The organism is Leifsonia sp. Leaf264, from assembly GCF_001422325.1.
Taxonomy (GTDB): Bacteria; Actinomycetota; Actinomycetes; order Actinomycetales; family Microbacteriaceae; genus Orlajensenia.
Genome location: NZ_LMMR01000001.1, coordinates 784,009 through 807,370, shown reverse-complemented (window position 1 = coordinate 807,370; position 23,362 = coordinate 784,009). Strand labels below are relative to the sequence as shown.

Annotated in this window: 21 protein-coding genes; 14 read left to right on the top strand and 7 right to left on the bottom strand. The window is 69.9% G+C overall.

Annotation, left to right across the window (positions count from 1 at the left end):
- Positions 1-5 precede the first annotated feature (5 nt).
- Together ASF30_RS03750 and ASF30_RS03745 are read left to right on the top strand one after the other, a co-directional pair.
- On the top strand, positions 6-398 hold the full coding sequence (locus ASF30_RS03750; RefSeq protein ID WP_055901602.1) for a PPOX class F420-dependent oxidoreductase: 393 nt from the start codon (positions 6-8) through the stop codon (positions 396-398).
- Positions 399-583: 185 nt separating this feature from the next.
- The gene (locus ASF30_RS03745; RefSeq protein ID WP_235480255.1) at positions 584-1,417 is read left to right on the top strand and encodes an aldo/keto reductase; all 834 of its coding nucleotides are present in this window, start codon (positions 584-586) and stop codon (positions 1,415-1,417) included.
- Positions 1,418-1,466: 49 nt separating this feature from the next.
- Here the strand turns inward: ASF30_RS03745 and ASF30_RS03740 are convergent, their stop codons facing one another.
- Positions 1,467-2,306, bottom strand: coding sequence for a hypothetical protein (locus tag ASF30_RS03740; RefSeq protein ID WP_157496927.1), 840 nt, complete (start codon positions 2,304-2,306; stop codon positions 1,467-1,469).
- 41 nt (positions 2,307-2,347) lie between these two features.
- On the opposite strand from ASF30_RS03740, the gene ASF30_RS03735 reads away from it, so the two are divergent.
- From ASF30_RS03735 to ASF30_RS03720, 4 genes are all read left to right on the top strand, one after another.
- Entirely contained in the window at positions 2,348-4,264 is a 1,917-nt protein-coding gene (locus tag ASF30_RS03735) for a thioredoxin domain-containing protein (RefSeq protein ID WP_055901594.1), read from the top strand.
- Positions 4,265-4,334: 70 nt separating this feature from the next.
- Positions 4,335-4,922 (top strand): FMN reductase, encoded by a 588-nt coding sequence (gene msuE / locus ASF30_RS03730; RefSeq protein WP_055901591.1) that lies wholly within the window; start codon positions 4,335-4,337, stop codon positions 4,920-4,922.
- Positions 4,919-6,250, top strand: coding sequence for an aminotransferase class V-fold PLP-dependent enzyme (locus tag ASF30_RS03725; protein WP_235480254.1), 1,332 nt, complete (start codon positions 4,919-4,921; stop codon positions 6,248-6,250). Before msuE ends, ASF30_RS03725 begins: the two co-directional genes overlap by 4 nt.
- Positions 6,250-7,683 carry an NtaA/DmoA family FMN-dependent monooxygenase gene (locus ASF30_RS03720; protein ID WP_055901584.1) on the top strand — a complete coding sequence of 478 codons (1,434 nt, stop codon included), beginning with the start codon at positions 6,250-6,252 and terminating at the stop codon, positions 7,681-7,683. Before ASF30_RS03725 ends, ASF30_RS03720 begins: the two co-directional genes overlap by 1 nt.
- A gap of 38 nt (positions 7,684-7,721) precedes the next feature.
- On the opposite strand, the gene ASF30_RS03715 is transcribed toward ASF30_RS03720, so the two are convergent.
- Both ASF30_RS03715 and ASF30_RS03710 read right to left on the bottom strand, forming a co-directional pair.
- The gene (locus ASF30_RS03715; RefSeq protein WP_055901581.1) at positions 7,722-8,066 is read right to left on the bottom strand and encodes a hypothetical protein; all 345 of its coding nucleotides are present in this window, start codon (positions 8,064-8,066) and stop codon (positions 7,722-7,724) included.
- 100 nt (positions 8,067-8,166) lie between these two features.
- Complete coding sequence (locus ASF30_RS03710; protein WP_055901578.1) at positions 8,167-8,667, bottom strand: hypothetical protein; 501 nt, start codon at positions 8,665-8,667, stop codon at positions 8,167-8,169.
- Positions 8,668-8,720: 53 nt separating this feature from the next.
- Between ASF30_RS03710 and ASF30_RS03705 the strand changes: the two genes are divergently transcribed.
- From ASF30_RS03705 to ASF30_RS03690, 4 genes are all read left to right on the top strand, one after another.
- Positions 8,721-11,231, top strand: a complete 2,511-nt coding sequence (locus ASF30_RS03705) for a DEAD/DEAH box helicase (RefSeq protein ID WP_082467478.1) — start codon at positions 8,721-8,723, stop codon at positions 11,229-11,231.
- Between the two features lie 106 nt (positions 11,232-11,337).
- Entirely contained in the window at positions 11,338-11,538 is a 201-nt protein-coding gene (locus ASF30_RS03700) for a hypothetical protein (protein WP_055901568.1), read from the top strand.
- Entirely contained in the window at positions 11,535-14,516 is a 2,982-nt protein-coding gene (locus ASF30_RS03695) for a helix-turn-helix transcriptional regulator (RefSeq protein ID WP_055901566.1), read from the top strand. The genes ASF30_RS03700 and ASF30_RS03695 overlap by 4 nt, the downstream gene beginning before the upstream one ends.
- Positions 14,517-14,576: 60 nt before the next feature.
- Positions 14,577-16,280, top strand: a complete 1,704-nt coding sequence (locus ASF30_RS03690; protein WP_082467420.1) for a stealth family protein — start codon at positions 14,577-14,579, stop codon at positions 16,278-16,280.
- Here ASF30_RS03690 and ASF30_RS03685 read toward each other — a convergent pair.
- Positions 16,210-17,160 (bottom strand): phosphodiesterase, encoded by a 951-nt coding sequence (locus ASF30_RS03685; protein ID WP_055901565.1) that lies wholly within the window; start codon positions 17,158-17,160, stop codon positions 16,210-16,212. The genes ASF30_RS03690 and ASF30_RS03685 overlap by 71 nt on opposite strands.
- Before the next feature lie 157 nt (positions 17,161-17,317).
- On the opposite strand from ASF30_RS03685, the gene ASF30_RS23295 reads away from it, so the two are divergent.
- Together ASF30_RS23295 and ASF30_RS03675 are read left to right on the top strand one after the other, a co-directional pair.
- On the top strand, positions 17,318-17,536 hold the full coding sequence (locus tag ASF30_RS23295; protein ID WP_055901563.1) for a hypothetical protein: 219 nt from the start codon (positions 17,318-17,320) through the stop codon (positions 17,534-17,536).
- A 14-nt stretch (positions 17,537-17,550) separates the two neighbouring features.
- Positions 17,551-19,092 (top strand): DUF7059 domain-containing protein, encoded by a 1,542-nt coding sequence (locus ASF30_RS03675; protein ID WP_235480253.1) that lies wholly within the window; start codon positions 17,551-17,553, stop codon positions 19,090-19,092.
- Here ASF30_RS03675 and ASF30_RS03670 read toward each other — a convergent pair.
- Positions 19,064-19,531 carry a LysM peptidoglycan-binding domain-containing protein gene (locus ASF30_RS03670; protein WP_157496925.1) on the bottom strand — a complete coding sequence of 156 codons (468 nt, stop codon included), beginning with the start codon at positions 19,529-19,531 and terminating at the stop codon, positions 19,064-19,066. The two genes, ASF30_RS03675 and ASF30_RS03670, sit on opposite strands and share 29 nt — an antisense overlap.
- A 150-nt stretch (positions 19,532-19,681) precedes the next feature.
- Between ASF30_RS03670 and ASF30_RS03665 the strand changes: the two genes are divergently transcribed.
- On the top strand, positions 19,682-20,098 hold the full coding sequence (locus ASF30_RS03665; protein WP_055901558.1) for a hypothetical protein: 417 nt from the start codon (positions 19,682-19,684) through the stop codon (positions 20,096-20,098).
- Positions 20,099-20,116: 18 nt separating this feature from the next.
- The gene (locus ASF30_RS03660; protein WP_055901552.1) at positions 20,117-21,046 is read left to right on the top strand and encodes a J domain-containing protein; all 930 of its coding nucleotides are present in this window, start codon (positions 20,117-20,119) and stop codon (positions 21,044-21,046) included.
- Between the two features lie 13 nt (positions 21,047-21,059).
- Here ASF30_RS03660 and ASF30_RS03655 read toward each other — a convergent pair whose 3' ends face one another.
- Together ASF30_RS03655 and ASF30_RS03650 are read right to left on the bottom strand one after the other, a co-directional pair.
- Entirely contained in the window at positions 21,060-21,758 is a 699-nt protein-coding gene (locus tag ASF30_RS03655) for a helix-turn-helix domain-containing protein (protein WP_055901548.1), read from the bottom strand.
- Positions 21,755-23,239, bottom strand: coding sequence for an APC family permease (locus ASF30_RS03650; protein WP_055902481.1), 1,485 nt, complete (start codon positions 23,237-23,239; stop codon positions 21,755-21,757). The genes ASF30_RS03655 and ASF30_RS03650 overlap by 4 nt, the downstream gene beginning before the upstream one ends.
- Positions 23,240-23,362 lie beyond the last annotated feature (123 nt).

Here is a 23,362-nt window from a genome sequence, read left to right as displayed (position 1 = left end):
GCACTATGCCGATGACCCCGGAACTCCTCGCCCTGCTGCAGAAGCCCAGCCCCTGCTTCCTGTCCACCCTCATGAAGGACGGCTCACCGCAGGTGACCGAGACCTGGGTCGACACCGATGGCGAGAACGTCATCATCAACTCCGTCACCACCCACCTCAAGGTGCGCAACGTCCGGCGCGACCCCCGCGTCGCCGTGGCCATCCAGGATCCCGAGAACCCGTTCCGTTTCATCCAGGTGCGTGGCAAGGTCACGTCGATGACGACCGAGGGCGGTGCCGAGGGCATCGAGGCCCTCTCGCAGAAGTACACCGGCCGGCCCTACCCCTGGTACGGCGGGCGCGACCAGCAGCGCATCATCCTCACGATCGACCCGGAGAAGGTCAGCGGGCAGGGCTGATCGACCTTCCGCGCCATTTCGTGGGCCTCAGCGCCACATCAGCTGGCGCAGCACCCCGCGAAATGGCGCAGGGCAAAGCTGGCCGGGAGCGGCAGGCACCAGCGCGGGTATTCCCGCATTCGCGCCGAGCGAACGCCACGTCAACCCCCGGGTGTGTCCGCGGCATCCGTGGTGGGATGGATGACATGACGAACACGGTTCCCAGCATCACCCTCAACGACGGCCACACGATCCCGCAGCTCGGCTTCGGCGTCTTCAAGGTCGACCCCGCCGAGACCGAGCGCATCGTCACCGACGCGCTGGAGGTCGGCTACCGCCACCTCGACACCGCCAAGGTCTACGGCAACGAGTCCGGCGTCGGCAAGGCCATCGCCGACTCGGGCATCGCCCGCGACGAGCTGTTCGTCACCACCAAGCTGTGGAACGACGACCAGGGCACGCAGTCGGCGCTCGACGCCTTCGACCGCAGCCTCGAGCAGCTCGGCCTCGACTTCGTCGACCTGTACCTCATCCACTGGCCGAGCCCGAAGAAGGACCGGTATGTGGAGAGCTGGAAGGCGCTCGAGCAGATCCAGGCCTCAGGGCGGGCGCGCTCCATCGGCGTCTCGAACTTCCTGGTTCCGCACCTCGAGAAGCTGCTCGCGAACACCGACGTGGTTCCGGCGGTCGACCAGATCGAGCTGCACCCCGCCCACCAGCAGCCCGCCGTCACGGCTTTCGCGCGTGAGCACGGCATCCACATCGAGGCCTGGGGTCCGCTCGGACAGGGCAAGTACCCGCTCTTCGAGGCCGAAGCCGTGACTTCGGCTGCAGCGGCCCACGGCAAGACGCCCGCGCAGGTCGTCATCCGCTGGCACCTGCAGACCGGCAACATCGTCTTCCCGAAGTCGAACCGCCGCGAGCGCATGGCCGAGAACTTCGACGTCCTCGATTTCTCGCTGACGGATGCCGAGGTCGCCGCCATCACGGCTCTCGAGCGCGAGGGCCGCGTGAGCGCGCACCCCGACGAGGTCGAGTAGGCGATCGCCTCAGATCGGTTCCGATCGGCTCAGATCGGTTCCGATCCGCTCAGCCTGTGAAGCCCACTGGCGACCCCGACAACGAGAACGTGCCGTCGCGGTTCCAGTGGGCCTCGACCTGCCACGGGGTCTCGGTCGGAACCGGACCGTCGGCGAGCAGGCTGACGGGCCGCGGCGGCGGGACCACCGCGGTGAGGCGCAGCCCTTCCGCGGCGATCTGGGCGGCGGAGCCGCAGTTCGCCTCGTACTTCTCACCCGACTTCAGCAGAACGAGGCAGAACAGGTCGCGGTTCTTGCGAGCGGCGAAGATGTCGTAGCCGCCCCCGTTGGTCGACGGATCGTAGATGCGCTGCACGTCGATCGCGTCGAACTCGGCCAGGATCTCGGTCGGCAGCGTGCGCACGTCGGGTGGCGTCTGGTCGAAGATCGCCAACACGTCGCCGGTCGGCGGCTCGGCCGCACCGAAGTACGACACCGCGCCCGTCGCGCCGGTACGAGCCGGCGGCTCCAGTCCCTCGATCACGTTCTGGGCTCCGGATGCCGCCACGAGGCCGACCGCCACACCGGCGGCGACGAGCGCGGCAGCTCGCCACCGGCGTCGCGTGCGCGGCAGCGGTTCGGCCTCCGATGCGTCGGCGCCGGGTTCCGCCTCGGTGTCGCGGGCGTCCGTCGTCGTCGCCGCCGCCGTCGCCGCAGCGGCGGTCAGGGCCGCCTGTTCGGCCGCCAGCCTGTCGAACTCGCGCAGCGCCCACTCGCTTGGCCGCATCCGCAGTTCGACTCCCGAGACCGGATCGACGTAGACCTGCTCGATCTCGGCCCCGCCCGCGGCTGAGTAGACGGCGGCGAGCAGCGCTGAGCGCTCGTCCACGCCATCGTCGGCAGCCGGCATGCGGCCAGAGTACGCCGCGACGCCAGCCGTAGGCTGGGAACATGGCGCCCAACCGCTTGGCCGATTCCACCTCTCCGTACCTCATCGCGCACGCCGACAATCCTGTGCCGTGGTGGCCGTGGGGTGCTGAGGCCTTCGCCGAGGCGAAGCGCCGCGACGTGCCGGTCTTCGTCTCCATCGGCTACGCCACCTGCCACTGGTGCCACGTGATGGCACGTGAGAGCTTCAGCGACCCCGTCATCGCCGCCTATCTCGATGCGAACTTCGTGGCCATCAAGGTCGACCGCGAGGAGCATCCTGATGTCGACGCCAGCTACCTGGCCGCTGCCGGCGCCTTCACGAAGGAGCTCGGCTGGCCGCTCAACGTCTTCACGACCCCCGACGGCCTCGCGTTCTTCGCCGGCACCTACTTCCCGCCCCGCCCGGTGCACGGCGTGCCCGAGTTCCTGCAGGTGCTGGGTGCGGTGACTGATGCCTGGGCGAACCGTCGCGCCGACCTCGAGGGCACGGCCTCGGCCATCGGCGACGCCCTCGCGGCGGCCGCCGCAGCCGCGGCCCAACCGTTGGACGGCAGCGTCGACCTCCCCGATGCCGCCACCCTGGACGATGCCGCCGCGCGCCTCATCGTCCACGAGGATCACAGCCACGGCGGTTTCGGCACGGCGCCGAAGTTCCCCGTGGCGCCGGTGCTGGAATTCCTGCTCGAGGGCGGAGGGGAGGGGGCGGCCTCCGCCGTGCGCACGCTGAAGGCCATGGGTGCCTCAGCACTCCGCGACTCGGTCGAGGGCGGCTTCTTCCGCTACGCCACCCGTCCCGACTGGACCGAGCCGCACTACGAGCGCATGCTCTACGACAACGCCCTGCTGCTCGACGACTACACGACAGTGTGGCTGCAGAGCCCCGACGACAGACCATGGGCCGCCACCGTCTCCGCCGAGGTCGCCCGCTTCCTGCTCGAACGGATGCAGCTCCCCGACGGCGGGTTCGCCAGCGCGCAGGACTCAGAGAGCACCATCGACGGCCGACGCTCCGAGGGCGGCTACTACGCGCTCGACCGCGAGGGGCGCACCCATGAGACGCCGCCGGCCCTCGACCGCAAGCTGCTGACAGGGTGGAACGGCCTCGCGATCGGGGCACTGAGCCGCGCCGGATTCGCCTTCGACCGCGCCGACTGGACCGCGGCAGCCGCCCGCGCCGCCGACCTCCTCCTCGACCGGCACGTGCGCTCCGATCGCCTCGTGCGTTCGTCGCTCGACGGCCGGGCTTCCGACGCCACGGCCACCCTCGAGGACTACGGCATGCTCGCCGGCGGCCTCATCGACCTCGCCCTCGCGACCGGAGTCGCCCGGTACGCCGTGGCGGCCCGTGACCTGGTCTCGGCGGTGACGACCCGACCCGACGCCCTCTTCGCGGTCCCGGGCGGCCCGGATCCGGTGCTCGCAGCGCAGGGCACGGCCCTCGGCGTCGACCCATCCGAGGGTGCATATCCCTCGGGCCTCACCGCCACGGCCGACGCGGCGTACAGGCTGTTCCTGCTCACGGGTGAGCGGGGCTTCCTCGACGCCGCGACCACGGCGGCCGGCTTCGCAGCATCCGGAGCCGTCGCCAACCCGCTCGCGGCCGGCGGCGCGCTCGCCCTGCTCCGACGCCTCACGCAACCGATCGTGCAACTCGTGACTGTCGTTCCGGATGCGGCGGGCGCGGTCGCGCCAAGCTCGGCCGCTGAGCACGCAGCCACCGCGTCGTCCGCCGACCCGCTCGCTGCGACAACCCGCCGGCATCCGGCATCCGTCAGCACGATCCTGACCGATGCCCAGGCCGCCGATTTCGCGCGTGCCGGGTTCGAGCTGTTCGAGTCGCGTACGAGCATCTCGGGGGTGGCGGCCGCCTACCTGTGCCGGGATTTCGTCTGCAGGCTGCCGATGACGGAGTCGGCCGAATTGCAACGGCAGCCGTAACAAAACGCACTCTTACGTCGTGTTGCTGGATCGCTGGCGGCACGCTGGGCACGCGCCTAGCGTCGCTGCCATGCCCATCCTGAATGTCGTCGCCGTCTCCGGAAGCCTGCACGCTCCCTCGAAGACCACAGCCCTCGTGCACGAGATCGTGCGAGTTCTCGAGCGCACCCTCGGCGGTGCCGTCGACGTGCGAACGCGGTTCGTGGAGTTGAGCGTCAGCGGCCCCGCCTTCGCGGGTGCGCTGCGGCGTGACCAGCTCTCCCTCGAGGCGGAAGACGAACTGCGCGCCATCGAGGCGGCAGACCTCCTCATCGTCGCCAGCCCCGTCTACAGGGCGTCGTTCACCGGGCTGTTCAAGCACCTCTTCGACTTCGTCGGGCAGTACGCCCTCATCGACAAGCCCGTGCTTCTCGCGGCCACCGGCGGCAGCGACCGCCACGCGCTCATCATCGAGCACCAGTTCCGTCCGCTGTTCTCCTTCTTCCAGGCACTCACCCTGCCGATCGGCGTGTACGCGAAGGATGCCGACTTCACCGACTACGTGGTGACGAACCCGGCCCTCGACGAGCGCATCGAGCAGGCCATCGGCCGGGGCCTCCCGATCATCCGCACCATCGTCGCTCCCGAAGACGTCTCGGCCTACGTCGGAACCTGGTGAGCGCAGTGACCATCGCCGAGAGTTCGCTGCTGGGGGTCGTCGGATCGTCGCTGCGCGTTCCCCTCGTCACGGGGCGCGAGCAGCGCTACGTCAACCTCGACTACGCGGCGAGCGCCCCGGCCCTCAGCGTGGTCGCCGAGCACGTGACAGAGCTGCTGCCGCTGTACGCCAGCGTGCATCGGGGCGCCGGCTACGCCTCGCAGGTCTCCACGAGCGTCTACGAGAACGCCCGCGCCATCGTCGGTGAGTTCGTCAACGCCCGCGAGAACGACGTCGTCGTCTTCACCCGCAACACCACGGATGCGCTCGGCCTGCTCGCCAGCGCGGTTCCGGGCGAGACCGTGCTGCTCGACATCGAGCACCACGCCAACCTGCTGCCCTGGCAGCGCGGCGCCTCCCGCATCGTGCTCTCGGGTGACACCGTCGCCGAGACCCTCGAGCGCCTCGACGCCGAGCTGGCCTCCCGCCCCGCCGCCCTCGTCACGGTGACGGGCGCGAGCAACGTCACGGGGGAGACCCTGCCGCTGCGGGCCATCGCCACGATCGCGCACCGCCGGGGCGCCAGGCTCGCTGTGGACGGTGCCCAGCTGGTGCCGCATCGCCGGGTCGACCTGCAGCGCGACGGCATCGACTACCTCGCCTTCTCGGGCCACAAGATCTACGCACCGTTCGGCGCCGGCGTGCTCGTCGGACGCAAGGACTGGCTCGACGTCGCGCCGCCGCTGCTGCAGGGCGGGGGAGCCGTGGCCGAGGTCACGCTGCACGGTGCGACGTGGCATCCGGCCCCGGCCAGGCACGAGGCGGGTTCCCCCAACGTCGTCGGTGTCGCAGCCCTGGCTCGGGCGGTCTCCGAGATCGGCCGCCTCGACGCCGAGAAGTGGGCCGCGCACGACCGCGCCCTGCGCCACCGCCTGATCACAGGACTCGAGGCCCTGCCCGGCGTCCACCCGCATCGCATCTTCAGCGACAGCACCGACGCCGTCGGTGTCGTCTCGTTCTCGATCGACGGCACGGATGCCCGCCTCGTCGCGGCCTTCCTCTCGGCCGAGCACGGCATCGGCGTGCGCGACGGGCGCTTCTGCGCGCATCCGCTTCTGGCCAAGCTCGGCATCGACGGCCCGGCGCTGCGTGCGAGCTTCGGAGTCGGATCCACGGATGCCGACGTCGACGCCCTGCTCGGGGCCCTCACCCTCTTCCTCGCCAACGGTCCGGTCTGGCGCTACGAGCTCGTCGACGGGCAGTGGGTTCCGCTCGACGACGCCCGTCCCCGGCCGGACTGGGCGCCGGCCCTCGACACGACGGCCGTGCGGTTCGGCTGCGCCGCCTGATGGGCACCGCCGCCAGAGAGCACATCATCATCGGGGCGATGGTGCGGGCGCTCGGCGCCTACCCGTCGGGCTGGCGCATCCCGGGTGCGCACGCCGACCCGCGCACCGACACGGCGGTGCTGCGGCGCACGGCGAAGCTCGCGGAGGCCGCCCACCTCGACTACCTGTTCTTCGGCGACTGGCTGGCGACGGGCAGCGACCTCGAGGTGCGGGATCCCTACCTGCTCGCGCGCATCGATCCGCTCTCCGCCATCACCTACCTCTCGGGCATCACCAGGCGCATCGGCCTGATCGCGACGGCGAACACGACCTACAGCGATCCGTACACTCTCGCCCGGGCGACGGCATCCGTCGACGCCCTCAGCTCAGGACGCGCCGGACTCAACCTGGTGACCGGTGCCGAACCTCGCGCCGCCGGCAACCACGGCCGCGACGCGCACTGGGGCAACGAGCATCGCTACGACCAGGCTGCGGAGTTCATCGAGGTGCTGCGGCTGCTCTGGGACAGCTGGGAGGATGACGCCTTCGTGCACGACAGGACGACGGGACGACTCATCGATCCGTCGCGCCTGCACAGCGCCGAATACAACGGCGAGCACGTGCGCGTCGCCGGCGCTCTCAACGTGGTGCGTCCGGTACAGGGACACCTGCCCATCGTGCACGCGGGAACGGCGCTGCGCTCCCGTCAGCTCGCGGCCGCGACGGCGGATGTCGCCCTCGTCGCCGTTCCGACTCTCGCCGAGGGCGTGCAGTTGAGCGCGGAGCTGCGACGACAGACCGTCGCGGCGGGGCGTTCGGTCGATGAGCTGCGCATCATCTCGCCCGTGCTGCCCGTGGTCGCCGAGACGCGCGAGCAGGCCTGGGCGATCTTCGACCAGTTGCTCGAGCTCGTGCCGCTCGACGACGGCTCCGAGCTCTCGCTGTCACCGGACTTCCCGGCAGGCCGCGGCATCCGTGCCCTGTCGCAGGCGGTCGGAGTGGCCCTCGGGCCGCAGCCTCTGGATTCCGTCGTCACCCGTCGTCTCGCCGAGCGCTTCAGCGATTTGGGCCAGCACCTCATCGAGCTGGTCGCCGTGCGCACGGGGCGTCGGGTGGGCGACGGAGAGCGGCCGATCACCCTGCGGCACCTGCTCGCGACGCACCTGGTTCCGAGCGCCGCCGTCGTCGGCGACGCATCGATCGTGGCCGATCACCTGCAGGAGTGGTTCGAGGCCGGCGCCGTCGACGGGTTCAACGTGCTGACGGCGTTCCACGGCGAGCAGTTCGAGGCCTTCACCTCGCTCGTCATTCCCGAGCTGCAGGGCCGGGGCCTGTTCCGCACGGCCTACGAGGGCCGTACCCTGCGTGAGCACCTCGGACTCGATCGCCCGGCGAACCTGCATGCCGCCGCACGCGAGGCGCGCGTCGCGCAGGCTGAACTGCGCCGCGCCTGACCTGCGCCTGAACTTGCGCCGCGCCTGACCTGCCTCGCCTAGGCCGCGTGCGGCAGCCGGGCGAGCACGCCCCAGACTGCTGTGGAGAGCTCCGGATGCTCGAGGGCGATGGAGCGCAGCAGCTTGTACTCGAACGCCTCGGCCGCACCGCGCGGCGAGGCCGGGTGGTGGGCACGGGCACGCTCACTGGTGAGGCGGGCGTCGGAGAGGCGCTCGGCGCGAATGGTCGCCACGACCTGCTCGTCGACGGAGGGCAGGTCGGGAAGGAACTCCCACGGGTCCTCGCCCTGTCGGCACTTGATCTCGATGACGGCCGACAGCTCGTCGCGTGCCTCGTTGCGCAACTGCTCCAGCAGCAACGGTTCCAGCGGTGCTTCCCACATCTGAATATCCCTCCCCTTGCTCACACAGTACGCACGCCGTGTGACACGCACGTTAACGGGATTTCGTCGTGTGTCGGCCGCTCGGATTGGGCGGTCGGCGTCATCCGGGTTCGGTGCAGCGGGTCGTGCTCAGGATCGTGACATGCGGAACCCCCGTGTCGGCCGTCGCGACGACGCTGACGATGATGGTCTGGGGAGTGACCAGCCGCACCTGGGCGTCGGCCTGCTGGTTCAGCTGTTCGAAGTCCGACGCCCAGCCCTCGCGCCCCCGGAAGGTCTCCTCGAGGTCGAGCATCCACTGCCGCCGGTCGAGCTCGGGATCCACCGTGATCTCGTGTCGGATGCGCATCTTCTGAGCGCCGCTGCGCACGCAGGCTGCAGTCTCGACCTCTTCGACGACATCGACGACGGATGCCGCCGGCACCATGCCATGGATTTCATCGACCACGGCCATGACCTCGGCCTTCACGCCGGCGAGAGTGGTGGGGGTGTCGGGGCGCGTGTTCATGACCACGATCCACACGGCGAGCACCAGTGCACCCGTGAGGACCGCGGCGACGACCGTGACGATCGTGTTCCTCGAGCGTCGCCCGCTCTTCATGCCCAGATGGTACTCCCGTGCCCATGGGCTCGGCGACCGTAGGATCGATCACCATGAGCTCCGATGCGCGTCCCCTTCTCGATCGCCTTCCGGAGTCGACGGATGCCGACGTCATCTTCGAGGCGTTCGAGGGCTGGGTGGCCGACACCGGCCTCAGCCTCTATCCCGCCCAGGAGGAGGCGCTCATCGAGATCGTCTCGGGCGCGAACCTCATCCTCTCGACTCCCACCGGCACTGGGAAGTCACTCGTCGCGGTTGGCGCCCACTTCGCGGCGATGGCCGCCGGAAAGCGTTCCTTCTACACGGCACCGATCAAGGCGCTCGTGAGCGAGAAGTTCTTCGCCCTCGTGGAGACCTTCGGGGCGGCGAACGTCGGCATGATGACGGGCGACTCGGCCGTGAACCCCGATGCGCCCATCATCTGCTGCACCGCCGAGATCCTCGCCAACCAGGCGTTGCGGCACGGCGACGACACCGAGGCCGACGTCGTCATCATGGACGAGTTCCACTTCTACGCCGACCAGGACCGCGGCTGGGCCTGGCAGGTCCCGCTGCTGCTGCTCCCCTCTGCCCAGTTCGTGCTCATGTCGGCCACCCTGGGCGACACCACCGAGATCGCCGACGACCTCACCCGGCGCACCGGCCGCGACACAGCATCCGTCACTGGCGTCGAACGCCCGGTGCCGCTCAGCTACTACTACGAGACCACGCCGGTGCACGAGACCATCGACGACCTGCTGCAGACGAACCGGGCGCCCGTCTACATCGTGCACTTCTCGCAGGCGTCGGCGCTCGAGCGCGCCCAGGCGCTGGCGAGTGCGAAGATCGCCAGCCGGGAGCAACGCGACGAGATCGCCGAGCTCATCGCGGAGTTCAGGTTCACGACGGCCTTCGGCAAGACGCTGTCGCGGCTGATCCGCATGGGCATCGGCGTGCACCACGCCGGCATGCTGCCGAAGTACCGCCGGCTGGTCGAGACTCTCGCCCAACGGGGGCTGCTCCGCGTCATCTGCGGAACCGACACCCTCGGTGTCGGCATCAACGTGCCCATCCGAACCGTCCTGCTCACGGCCCTCACGAAGTACGACGGCCAACGGATGCGGCAACTCACGGCACGCGAGTTCCACCAGATCGCCGGCCGGGCCGGCCGGGCCGGCTACGACACCACCGGCACCGTCGTGGCGCAGGCGCCCGAGCACGAGTCCGAGAACCTCAAGGCCATCGAGAGGGCCGGCGACGACCCGAAGAAGAAGCGCAAGATCATCCGCAAGAAGGCTCCGGACGGCTTCGTGTCGTGGGGTGAGCCGTCGTTCCGCAAGCTCATCGACGCCGAGCCCGAGGCCCTGCGCTCGCACATGCAGATCACCAGCGCGATGCTGATCAACGTGATCGGTCGCGGAGGCGACGTGTTCGCGAACGTGCACGCCCTGGTGTTCGACAACCACGAGCCGTGGAAGCGCCAGCTCGAGCTGGCCCGCCGTGCGCTCGGCATCTACCGCACGCTCCGGGCATCCGGAATCGTCACGCAGGACGGCGACGTCATCCGCCTCGCCGTCGATCTCGAACCCAACTTCGCGCTCAACCAGCCGCTGTCGCCGTTCGCCCTCGAGGCGTTCGAGCTCATCGAGCCCGAATCGCCGAGCTATGCGCTCGACATCATCTCGGTGCTGGAGTCGACGCTCGACGATCCACGCGCGATCCTCGCGCAGCAGCAGTTCGTCGCGCGCGGCGAGGCCGTCGCCGCCATGAAGTCCGAGGGCATCGAGTACGAGGAACGGATGGAGCTGCTCGAGGGCATCACGCATTCGCAGCCTCTCGCCGAGCTCCTCGACGCCGCCTACGAGACCTACGCGGCGGTGCAGCCGTGGGTGCGCGACTTCGCGCTCAGCCCCAAGTCCGTCGTGCGCGACATGTACGAGCGGGCGATGTCGTTCGGCGAGTTCATCGCGTTCTACAAGCTCGCGCGCTCGGAGGGGGTGGTGCTGCGCTACCTCTCCGACGCCTACAGAACGGCTCGGCAGACGATCCCGCTCGACCTGCGCACGGAAGACCTCGCCGACCTCATCGAGTGGCTCGGCGAGCTCGTGCGACAGGTGGACTCCAGCCTGCTCGACGAGTGGAACGAGCTCGCGCATCCGGATGCCGCAGCTCATCACGCGCTCGAGACGGCCGTCGTGCCCCCTGCGCCCAGCCGCCTCACCACGAACATCCGCGCCTTCCGCGTGCTGGTGCGCAACGAGCTGTTCCGCAGGGTGCAACTGGCGGCCCGCGAGGACTACGCAGCGCTCGACGAACTCGACTCTGCGCACGGATTCGGCGAGGTCGCCTGGCGGCAGGCCCTCGACGGCTACTTCACCGAGTACGACTCGATGGGAATCGGCCCGAATGCCCGCAGTTCGGCGCTCCTCGTGCTTGACGAGAGCACCCGCGTCTGGACGGCCCGCCAGATCTTCGACGATCCCGACGGCGACCACGACTGGGCGATCGAGGCCACGGTCGACCTCGACGCCTCCGACGACGCGGGCGAGGCCGTCATCCGCGTCACGCGCGTGGGCCCGGCCTAGCCGAGCGACGATCTGAGGTGGCTGCAGCCTCGATCTAGGGCATCCTCCCGATCCGCCGGGTAGGGCTCGGCGAGCACGCTGGACCTATCGAATCAGGAGGTCCACAATGCAGTTCGCAGCTCAGTACATGGCGGAGACGCTTCATCGTCACGAGTCGACCGCAGCCACTCAGTGGCTGGAGCAGCGCCGTCGCGTGGAGGAGGCAGGAGAGCCGGAGGAGGACGCCGGTCCGGTGCGACGACACCACGCCTGGGCGCCCCTGTTCCACCACAGGAACCCGACGGCAGCGCGACTCGCGCACCGATGACAGATGTCGGCGGTCCGTGGCACGATCGGAACGTGCCGTCGTCGATGTCGAGCCCGCAGATGGTCGGGCGTGAGGGTGATCTCGAGCGGCTTCGAGGACTCCTCGAGGCCGTGACCGACGGCGTGCCCCGCACGGCCGTGGTCGGCGGTGAGGCCGGTATCGGCAAGACCCGGCTGCTCGCCGAGTTCGAGGCATCCGTACCGTCAGAGGTGCTCGTGCTCCGCGGCCAGTCCGTCGACCTCGGCTCCGTCGCTGCACCCTACGCGCCGGTCAAAGACGTGTTGCGCAGCCTCGTCGCCGAGTTCGGCGCAGAAGCCGTGATGGATGCCGCGGGCCCGGGCCGATCTGCACTGATCGCCCTGCTCCCCGAACTCGCGCAGGGCGATGCCGACGCAGGATCGTCGGCGCAGCTGCACGAGGCCGTCGCCGTCGTCCTGGAGCAGTTCTCGCTCGGCCGATCCCTCGTCGTCATCGTGGAGGACCTGCACTGGATCGACGCGGCGAGTCTCACCCTGCTTCGCTTCCTCATCAGGGCCGTGCGTCGCGGCCGCCTGCTCCTCCTGCTGACCTATCGCAGCGACGACGTCACCCGTGGCCATCCCGTGCGCGGATTCCTCACCGAACTCGATCGTGGGCGGGCCGTCGATCGCTGGGAGCTGGGTCGACTCACGAAGGCGCAGGTGCGACGGCAGGTGAAGGCGATCCTCGGCGAGGCTCCCGATCCCGACATCCTGGCGCGTACGGCCGAACGCAGCGAGGGAGTGCCCTTCTTCGTCGAGGAGCTTCTCGGTCTCGGAGGCTGCCCCACCGATGACGGACTGCCCGACACCCTGCGCGACCTGCTCCTCGCCCGGTACGAGCGACTCGAGGCGAGCACCCAGGCCGTGCTGCGACTGCTTGCGGCAGGAGGCGTCCGTGTGTCGCACGCCCTGCTCACCGCCGTGCACACGGGCGGGCCCGAAGACCTCGACGCCGCCATCCGCGAGGCGGTGTTCGCCAGCGTGCTCGTGGCCGGCGATGACGATTATGCGTTCCGGCATGCCCTCGTGCGCGAGGCCATCCACGCCGAACTGCTTCCCGGGGAGCGCGGCCGCTTCCACGCCGCCTACGCCGAGGCCCTCGAACGCACGTCCGGCGGCCGCCGGGTCGCCGCCGAGGTCTCCTATCACTGGATGGCGGCGCACGTTCCCGAGAAGGCGTTCCCCGCCACGCTCGCCGCCAGGGAGGAGGCACGCGCCGCCTTCGCCTATGCCACGGCCGGGCAGATGGGCGAGCGCGCCCTCGAGCTCTGGGATCAGGTCGCCGACCCCGAGCGCGTCTCCGGCATGAATCGGCTCGAACTCCTCGGCCGAACGGCGTCGCACCTGCGCAATGCCGGTGAGAACGAGCGCTCCCTCGCGCTCATCGATCTCGCGCTGGCCGAGGGCGGGCCCGACCGGCCGCTGCAGTATGCCCGAGCCCTCCGCGACAAGGCGTTCTACCTCGGCAATGCCGGTCGTACGGGCACGGTGCCGCTCCTCGAGCGGGCTGTCAACCTCGTTCCGCCCGGCAGCCCCGGTGAACTTCGCTCCACCATGCTCACGGCACTCGCCGGGCGCCTGATGATCGAGGGGCGCACGCAGGAGGCCATCGCCATGGCGGCGGATGCCGCGACCGAGGCAGCGGCAGCGGGCTCCGACCGCTATTCCTCGGTCGCCCACAACATCGCCGGCGTGAGCATGGTGCACAACGGCGACATCGAGGGTGGACTGGCAATGCTCGAGCGGGCGCGTGTACTGGGCGATGGCGATCGCGTTGCAGGCCTGCGCTACAGGGTCAACATCTCCGACGTGCACTACCTGCTCGGCCGGTATCGCTCGGCCGTTGAATTGGCCGAGAGCGGCCTGATGCGGGCCCGCGAACTCGGCGTCGAGCGCATCTCGGGCGTCATCCTGGCCTCCAACGCCGTCGACCCGTACTACGCGCTGGGAGAGTGGGACCGCGCGGACGCTCTGATCGAACGGGGGCTCTCGCTCGATCCGCCGTTCGCCTTCAGGGTGTACCTGCAGCGGGCGCGCATGTGGGGGATGCTCTGGCGGGGAGACGTGACGGGTGCTGCCGTCATGTTCCGGTCGCTGGATTCCACCATCGCCTCTCTCGTCGAGGTCGAGATGCAGACGAGGCTCGGCATCGCCCGCCTCGCGGCCGAGATCGCCATCGCCGAGGGCGACGACGAGCGGGCGTGGGCCGAGGCGAGCGTTGTGTTCCGTCCCGAGCACCGCAGCATTCCGGGCTACGACCTGCCTCTCCTCGCCGTGGCCGCCCGCGCTGTCGCCGGCATCCGCCGCTCAGCAGGGGGTGCGGCGTCCCCGGTCGACGTCGACGCGGCGGCCACAGACCTGCGACTGGCCTCGGCCGAACTGGACTGGTGGCCCACGGCACCGGTGTGGAGCGCCTTCGTCGACGCCGAGTTGGGCGGCGACGCCGGCACCGGGCTCGATCCCGTCCTGTGGCAGCGGGCGCTGGCGGCTGCAGCTGGCGGACCGGTGCACCTAAGCCCGTATGCCGCCCTCCGGCTGGCCGAGGCGCAGATCGACGCCGGTGACAGGGTCGGCGCGCACGAGAGCCTGCAGTCGGCCGTCAGCGAAGCCGATCGCATCGGCATCGGGCTTGTCGGCGATCAGGCTCGCGCGCTGGCACGACGGGCACGGCTGAGCGCGGAACCCCAGCCACAGCCCGAGTCGGCATCGGATGCCGCGACCGAGCCGCTCACCCCTCGCGAGCAGCAGGTGCTCGATCTCGTCGCCCGGGGCCTGAGCAACCGTGAGATCGGCACCGAGCTCTTCATCAGCGGCAAGACCGCGAGCGTGCATGTGTCGGCGATCCTCCGCAAGCTCGGAGCGTCGTCGCGCACGGAGGCCGTGTTCCTGGCCGGAGCCGCAGCCGGAGCCGCACCCGGCGTCGGAGCCGCAGCCAGTGCCGGAGCCGCCCCTCGCTGACAGCGTGCCACGATCTCTCGCTTAGGATCAAGGGAGACCGACGAGGGGAGGCGGGTCCACATGACCGAGCAAGCACACACGGGGGACCGGGTCGACCGACCCGTCGCATTCGGGCGCCCGCCCGCGCCGAAGCGACGCCGCGGATCCCTCTCCGCCCTGCCCGAGCCGCTGCTGATCGGTGCTCCTGACGGCCGCACCCGCTTCGACCGCGACGACCTCGTGCTGCGCAAGGGCCAGTACGCCCTCGCGACGGGACACTTCACGCCGCGCGAGTCGATGATCGAGGACCTCATCGCCGTGCGCGACGCCCTCATCGCCGCAGGCATCGAGTTCCTGTTGGTGCGCGGAGACGGTGATCGTGCCGTCATCGCCGTCGACCGACGCAGCCGCCGAGAGGTGTGCGCCGCACTCGCGAGCGCGTTCGCCAATGAGCCGTTCTATTCGCAGACCGTCGACCATGACGACATCCGCGACGTGCTGGTGGCCGACGGAACCCTGTCCGCCAAGCGCAAGGCCTCGGTCTTCAGGCTCTACCGGCCGCGCATCGAGCCCATCGGGCGCCTCCGCTACGGCGCCGAGACCGCCTTCCAGCTGGAGTTCTGGCGCTTCGGCGACGAGGAGATCGTCGCCCCGCGCCCGAACAGCCTGATGCGGGCACGGATGCCGCGATCCGAGGCCGTCGAGGACTCGGTGGAGCTCTACGGCCGTCGCTGGCGCACGCTCGAGAACATGTTCGCTCCGCACGCGAGCGACATCGACTTCGACGTCGACATGGTGTTCTCCTGGGTCGACGGCTCGAGCGCCGACTTCGTGCGTGAGCGGGCGAAGCGGATGCAGGCCTACGTCGTCGGCGACGGCGACGACAACGAGGCGCGCTATCGCCAGATCGACGAGCTCAAGTACGCGCTCCGCAGCGTGTACATGTTCGCGCCGTGGGTGCGTCGCATCTTCATCGCCACGGATTCGCCGGCGCCCGAGTGGCTGGCGGACCACCCCCAGGTCACGATCATGCGCAGCGAGGACTTCTTCGCCGACACGAGCGTGCTGCCGACGCACAACTCGCACGCCGTCGAGAGCCAGCTGCACAACATCCCGGGCATCGCCGAGCACTTCCTCTACTCCAACGACGACATGTTCTTCGGCCGCCCGCTGTCACCCGAGCTGTTCTTCTCGCCGGGCGGCATCACCAAGTTCGTCGAGGCCTCCACCCGCATCGGCCTGGGCGAGAACGACCCGACCCGCAGCGGATTCGAGAACGCCGCCCGCGTCAACCGTCGACTCCTGCAGGATCGCTTCGGCAAGGTCACCACTCGGCACCTCGAGCACTGCGCCGCGCCGTTGCGCGCCAGCGTCATGCGCACCATGGAGACCGAGGAGTTCCCCGAGGACTTCACCCGCACTGCCGCCAGTCGCTTCCGCTCGGCCACCGACATCTCGGTGACCAACTCGCTGTACCACTACTACTCGCTCATGACGGGCCGCGCCGTGGTGCAGACGCAGGCGAAGGTCAAGTACATCGAGACGACGCTGGCCATGGCTCCCGACCAGATGTCGCGCCTGCTCAAGCGCCGAGACCAGGACATGTTCTGCCTGAACGACGGTTCCAAGCCCGAGATCTCGGTCGAGGAGCGCACCGCTGCGGTCACCGACTTCCTCGAGCGCTACTTCCCGTTCCCGGCGCCGTGGGAGAAGGTCAGGCCAGAATCTGGATCGGAGTCGTCGGCGGCGCGGAGCGATGCGCGCTCTGCTGCACCAGGGGCCTGACCGGATCCGCAATCCGGATGCCGGCGGCATCGAGCCTGCGCTCGGTCTCCGTGGCATCGACGTAGTCGAGCGCCGGGAACTCGCCCAACGGCACCACGGAGTGCAGCACCGTCGTCGGGTACACGTGCACGAGGTTGAAGGCGCGTGCGCCATCGCGGGGCCTGGTTCCCCCGACGGGCACAGCGAGGTCCTGCGTGTAGCAGCTCGCCGACGCGACCGACACTGGGATCCCGGCGAAGGTGGCCATCGAGGAGTAGTGCAGGTGGCCGGCGATGATGCTGCGCACGTCGCTGCCGGCGAGGACCTCCGCGAGGTCCATCTGGTCGCGCAGCTCCACGGAGACCGCGAGGTCGAGCACCGACGGAACTGGCGGGTGGTGCATCGCCAGGATCGTCCCGTCGGGTGCTGTCGTCGCCAGCTCGGCGGCCAGCCAGTCGAGCTGCGCGCCGGACACCTCGCCGTGGTGGTGACCGGGAACGCTGGTGTCCAGCGTGATGATGCGCAGGTCGCCGATCCAGGTCACGTCGTCGACGGGTGTCGTCGATGGCTGCTCGTCGCGCAGGCCGTGGCGGAACGCGGCACGATCGTCGTGGTTGCCCATCACCCACACGACGCGTGAGCCGAGCCGTTCGGCGACAGGGTCGACGATGGCCCGGATGCGGCTGTAGGCGTCGGCTTCGCCTTTGTCGGCGAGGTCGCCGGTGAAGATTATGGCGTCGGGGCGTCCGCCCGAGGCCTCGAGGGTGGCGAAGAGATCACGCAGGTGACTCTCGCTGTCGACTCGTCCATACAGCTTGCCGTCGCCGGCGAGAAGGTGGGTGTCGCTGATGTGCAGGAGGAAATGGTCGGGCCGCGGGTGTTCAGCCGTTCTGGGGATCACGGGGCAACCCAAGCAGAGAAGACTGAACGGCGAGTGAATATTGCTCCGCGAGTCGGATGCCGGATCGAGAATTGCTCAGTGGATCTCAGGACCCGCCCCGAGGGCCTGTGGGGCCATCCCCGAGCCCCTGGCGACAGGTTGAGGTCACGCTGGAGGAATGCCCGCACTCAGCCCGTACACAGCCCAGACCATCTTCCGCACCGACGACGACGTCGCCGTCGTGCGCGAGCTCGAGATCCGCCGTCGCCGCGCCCAGGCCGCCCGACGCCAGTCCCGCCACACCTTCCGCGCTCGCCTGCGGGCGTGGGTCCTCGTACCGGCTCGCACCGAACGCCACCGTGCGCAGTCGTCCGGCAGTCGCATCGTCCACGGCTGAGGTTCAATAGGGGTGTGAACCCCGTCGACCTGCTCCGAACCGATCTCACCGCCGCCGGCTATTCAGTACCGGCCCTCGCGGGACTCTGGGGCCCGGATGCCGCCGAGGCGTTGCACCGCGGCCATCGTGTTCCCGCCCGCCGTGCGATCGACGCGCTGCGCGACTCGCGTTCAGCGCTGCCGGCCGTGGCCATCCTCGCCGACCTCTTCGTGCTCGGCCGGGAGGTGCCCCGTTCCGAGCTCGACGCTGCCTTCCCCGCGCTGGGCGCTGCCGGCGCCGTCGACCTCGGCCTCGTGGCCATCACCGCCGATCAGGCGCGTGCGGCACTCGACCTGCGCCCGTACTCCTTCGAGGACACCGACGGCGCCGGCGCCTGGTGGATCGTCTCCGACCTCGGCGAGCTCGCCACGGGCGGGCCGCTCGCCGAAGACCACGTCCTGGGGGTCGGGGGAGCCTCGCTCACCCTCAGCGGCCTGATGTTCCAGGCATCAGTCGACTCCGTACTCGATCTCGGCACCGGATGCGGCATCCAGGCCATGCACGCGGCCCGACATGCCCGGCGGGTCGTCGCCACCGACATCTCGCAGCGTGCGCTCACCATCGCCGCCGTGAACGCGGCACTGAACGGCTTCGACAACATCGAGTTCAGGCTCGGCAGCCTGTTCGAGCCCGTCGCGGGGGAGCGCTTCGACCGGATCGTGTCGAACCCGCCCTTCGTCATCACTCCGCGGGTGGACGGGGTTCCGTCCTACGAATACCGTGACGGCGGGCTGGTGGGCGATGCTCTCGTGCAGGCCGTTCTCACCGGCGTCGCCGATCACCTGAATCCCGGCGGCGACGCCCAGCTGCTCGGCAACTGGGAGTACCACGACGGCGATGACGGACTCGAGCGCGTCCGCGGCTGGCTCGACGCCGTCGCGCTCGACTACTGGATCGTCGAGCGCGAGGTGCTGGGAGCGGCGCTCTACGCGGAGACCTGGATCCGCGACGGTGGCACGACCCCGTCGACGCCCGACTTCGACCGCCTGTACGGTGCGTGGCTCGACGACTTCGCCGGGCGCGGGGTCTCGGGCGTCGGATTCGGCTACGTGGTGCTGCGGGTGCCGCAGGCCGGCGCATCCGTCACCCTCACGCGTACCGAGCAGCAGCACGGCCCGCTCGGTGATATCGAGCCGCAGGGGGTCGGCGCCCACCTCGAGGTGGGCGTGGCCGCACACGACTGGCTGGCCGGCACCGACGACGCCGGGCTGCTCTCGACGTGCCTCACCGTCGCCGGCGACGTCACGGAGGAACGGCACTACTGGCCGGGCGACGAGAACCCGACCGCGATGATACTGCGCCAGGGCGGCGGCTTCGGGCGCGCCGTCACTCTTGACACGGCGCTCGCCGCCCTCATCGGAGCGTGCGACGGCGAACTGTCTGTGGGCGCCATCTGCGCAGCGCTGTCCCAGCTGCTCGAGGTCGACGAGGTCGCGCTGACGGCCGAGCTGGTTCCGGCGGTGCGCGAGCTCGTGCTCGACGGCATCCTCAGCCCGTCTTCGTCCAGTCGAGGTTGATGACGGTCCCGATGTAGATGTCCTCGCCGAAGTCGGGGATGCTCGGGTTCATGCGCAGCAACTGCTGCTGCGGGAGGTCGAAGCGCTGGGCGATGTCGAAGAAGCTGTCGCCCGCGACCACCGTGTAGCTCACCAGCGCCCCGTTGCCGTCGGTCGCGGGAGCGGCCGTGGCGCCGTCGCGGGCACCGAGATCCTGTGCCGGGCCTTCCTCGACGGGAGGAGCAGGTGCGTTCGGCACCGGGACGACGACCTCGAACGAGGGCTCCGGAGCCGGTGCCTCAGGGGTGGGAGTCGGGGTGGGTGTCGGCGTCGGCGTCGGTGTCACCGTGACCACCACTGTGACCGGAGGCGCGGGTGGAGCCGGTGTCGCACAGGAGGTCAGGGCGACGACCGCCGCGATGCCGAGGGCTGCAGTGCCCACTCTCAGACGTGCAACCATGCTGTCCCCCCGACAGAACGGATGCGCCGCCCTGGCGCATCCGTATCGTGACTCTACCCTCTCCTCCCCACGGGCCGGTGCACGTTGGGGCGTGCACCGATATCGGAGGTGACCTGCGATTCACGGATGCCGTCGAGGAGGCTGGAGCACATGACCCTCAGCGCAGACGAAGCCACGCAGCAGCCCATCACGAGCGATCAGCAGGTGCTCGAACGGGTGGATGAACTCATCGGGAAGGCTGTGCGACGCCAGCTCTGGCTGCTCTTCATCGACGAGCAGGATCGCCAGATTCCGCTCGTGATCCCGATGGCTGACTACCCGGCAGCCCCGTACAACAACAACGCGGAGCTGCTGGCTGCCCGCATCGCGGAGGTGGTGGAGAAGACAGGGGCGGCGCAGGTCATCGTCGTGTGGGAACGACGGCTGCGAGCGACGACCACTGAGGCCGATCGAGCCTGGGCGCGGGAGCTCGCCGCGGCGTGCGCCGACGCCGACGTGAGCATCCGTGCCCAGCTCATCAGCCACCGCGACGGCACGCGTTGGTTCGCACCGGATGACTACCTGTAAGTGGGTTAGCCTCGATCAATGCCCGACAGTCCGATCTCGGCGACGCCCTACGAGGTGCTCGGCGTCAGTCCCTCTGCGACCGACCGTGAACTGAAGCGCGCTTTCCGTGCCCTGCTGAGGCAGACCCATCCCGATGCCGGCGGATCGGCCGAGCGATTCCACGCCGTGCAGATCGCCTGGGAGAAGGTCGGAACGCCGGAGGCGCGCGCGGCCTACGATCGTGCTCGCCCGTTCGCGTCGGCCGACGCCCCGCCGGCCTGGTCGATGCCGCAGGAACGACCACGCACCGACTCGCGCCCGACGGCGCGATCCTTCGGCCACCCCGGCGGCTGGTCGCGCGAGTACTTCCTCGACCACATGCGCGAGTGGCTCGGTCGCGGCGAGACCGTCCCCGATCTCTACGACCCGCAACTCGTACGTCGCGCTCCGCGCGAGATCCGCCACCTGCTCGCCAACGCCCTCGCCGAGGAGGCCACAGCACGCCAGCTGTCGACCCTCGGCATCGGCTTCACCATCTGGCACGACGTGGCGACGGATGCCGCCGGCCCGCAGGTGCCGCCGAAGATCGACCACGTCGTCCTCGGCCCGAGCGGGCTGTTCGCGATCCAGAGCGAGGACTGGGGCGACCCCGTGAAGGTGAAGCGCGGCGAGCTGATCGGCCAGGCCCTCGGGGGCGAACGTCCGATGCACGACCTCGCCACCCGCGCGAAGTCGGTCGCTCGCGCGGCCAGGGTCAAGTTCACGGGCCTCGTCATCGTGGTGCCCGACGGCGCCCCGGCGCAGTCGCTCGAGGTCCTGGGGCACGCCCGCGGTGCGGTGACCGCCCTGGTGGAGCAGTCGAGACTGCCCGGAGTGCTCCGCGACGGGTTGCCCGGTGCGGCCCGCATCAACGGCACCGAGCTGTTCGAGGTGCGCACCCGCCTGCAGGAAGCCGTGCGGCACGTCTGAGGTCGGCGCGACCTCAGACGAGCAGGGGCGCCAGTCGGCGCGATCCGTCGACGAGGGTGTCGAGCAGTGCGCCCGGTTGCTGTATCCGGTCGCGCGTGGAGGAGAGGGCCAGACCGGCGACGAGGTGGCCCGATGCGTCGCGGATAGGCAGGGCGAGGCATCCGCGATTCGCCTCGAACCCGCCGACCTGCGTGGCGTAGCCACGGCGCAGGGTCTCGGCCACGACGTCCTCGCCGATGGCGGCGACCCCGAACGACTGCTCAGCCAGTAGCAGCCGGCCGAGTGCCGAGGTCGGCAGGTCGCGGAGCAGCCGCGGTTCGTCGACGAGCGGGTACTCGGGGTCGATGTCGACGGTCCGCAGGCTCAGGGCGTCGTAGCGCACCAGGTGGACGCCTCCGCGGATGCGCGAGCGCATCTCGTCGATGACCTCACGCGCCGCCTGCGGAGCCCGCTCGGGCACCGCGACGAGGGTGACGAGCTCGCTCACCTTCCGCCCCAGAGCGAAACCCGCCGGGTCGAGCAAGCGCACCAGGTACTCCTCCTGCACCAGCAGGTTGAGCAGCCTGTACGTCGTGGCCCGCGGCATCCGCAGGTTGTCCGACACCTCACGGGCGGTGACGCCGGCACCGCAGCGGGCGACCTCCTCCAGCACGGTGAAGGCGCTGTGGATCGCCTTGGGCTGACGGGCGCGCAGGTCGAGGGTGTCGGTCATGGGCCGGTGCTGCCCCCGAGCACGTCGGCCGCCACCGGGGAGTCGTAGACGCCGATGGCGGTTCGCAGCCAGGGCCGACGCGCCACGCGGATGGCGTAGCTTGCGACTCCGACCGCCAGCACGCTCCAGAACACCCAGACGCCGACGACACGGCTCGTAGACGACTCCTCGATCATGTACACCGCGAGGATGCCCGTGAGGGCCATCGCCGCGACGGCGGCCCGCACGACGGGCCATGCGGTGAGTTCGCCGATGCGGTGCAGGAACACCGGTGCGGCGACGCAGACGAAGACGTAGGCGGTGATGTACCCGGCCGCCGAGCACAGGATGAGCACCTCCATCACGGGCCAGATCGCGCCCGTGAGCAGCACGGCGACGATCGGAACCACGGTGACGACGGGCACGGCGATGGCGATGGCGACGATCGGGGTGCGGAACCGCGGATGCGTCCGGCCGACGGCGTAGGGCAGGCCGCCCTCCCGTCCCATCGCGAACAGCACCCGGCTGAGTGCCGTGATGCTCGCGAGGGCGCAGGCGAAGAACGAGGCGACGATCGAGACGTCGAGCAGGATGCCGGCCGCGGGAACGCCGAAAGCCGCCGTCAGGTCATTGGCCGGGATGCTCGACGCCAGGTCGACGCCGAGGCCGTCGAAGGCGCTCAACTGGGCGAAGGTGGTGACGAGGTAGAGGCCGCCCGATGCGATGACGGTCCAGGTGATGGCCCGCGGGATGACGGCGAAGGGTCGTTTGGCCTCGACCCCGAGGGTGGCCGAGCTCTCGAAACCCACGTAGGCGGTCATGGCGATGGCGGTGCCGACGACGATGCTCGACGGGGAGGCATCCGTGAATCCGAGCACGCCCCAGTCGAGCCCGGCTCCGGTGCTGACGAACAGGGCGACGACCAGCACCAGGATGATGGCGACGGAGACCAGCTCGATCACCAGCGTCAGCCGAGTGGTGAGCCTCACGCCGCGGGCCACCACGAGGAAGCCGACGGCGCCCATGACGGCCATGACGATGGCGGCGACGATGACTGCCGACGGCATCCCGGGCCAGAGCCTGGCGAGCAGGATCGACACGTAGAAGCCGGCGCCGGTCAGGGTGAACATGGCGATGAAGCCGTAACCGATGAGCAGCGCGATGCCGGCGACCACGGCTGACCCGGCGCCCAGCCCGCGTGCGACGAAGGTGTAGAGCGAGCCTGTGGCCGCGATGCGCCGGGTGAACTGGTTGACCGTGCTCGCGACGAGCAGCGCGACGACGAGAGCCGTGCCCATCGACCAGAACGAGGCGGATCCGGCGACGGCCGCGACGATGACAGTGGTCGTGGTGGCCGCAGCCGCCGGAGCGACGGCCGAGACCGACTGCCCCAGCACGTCCGCGAATCCGATGCTGCGGCGGGCGAGGCCGGCGACGGGGGAGACGGCGGGGAGTCCGCCCACCCGCACGGGAGAACTGACCGCTCGTTCCAGTGCACGCATCCGATCGACTCCCATCGCTGCTGCGACGGTAGGCCGCGCATGTTTCGGTCGTGTGTCGTCCAAATGAGACAGGGGGGACGGAACCGTCTCATTCGGGAGTCGTCAGCTTTTACCGGCGCAGCA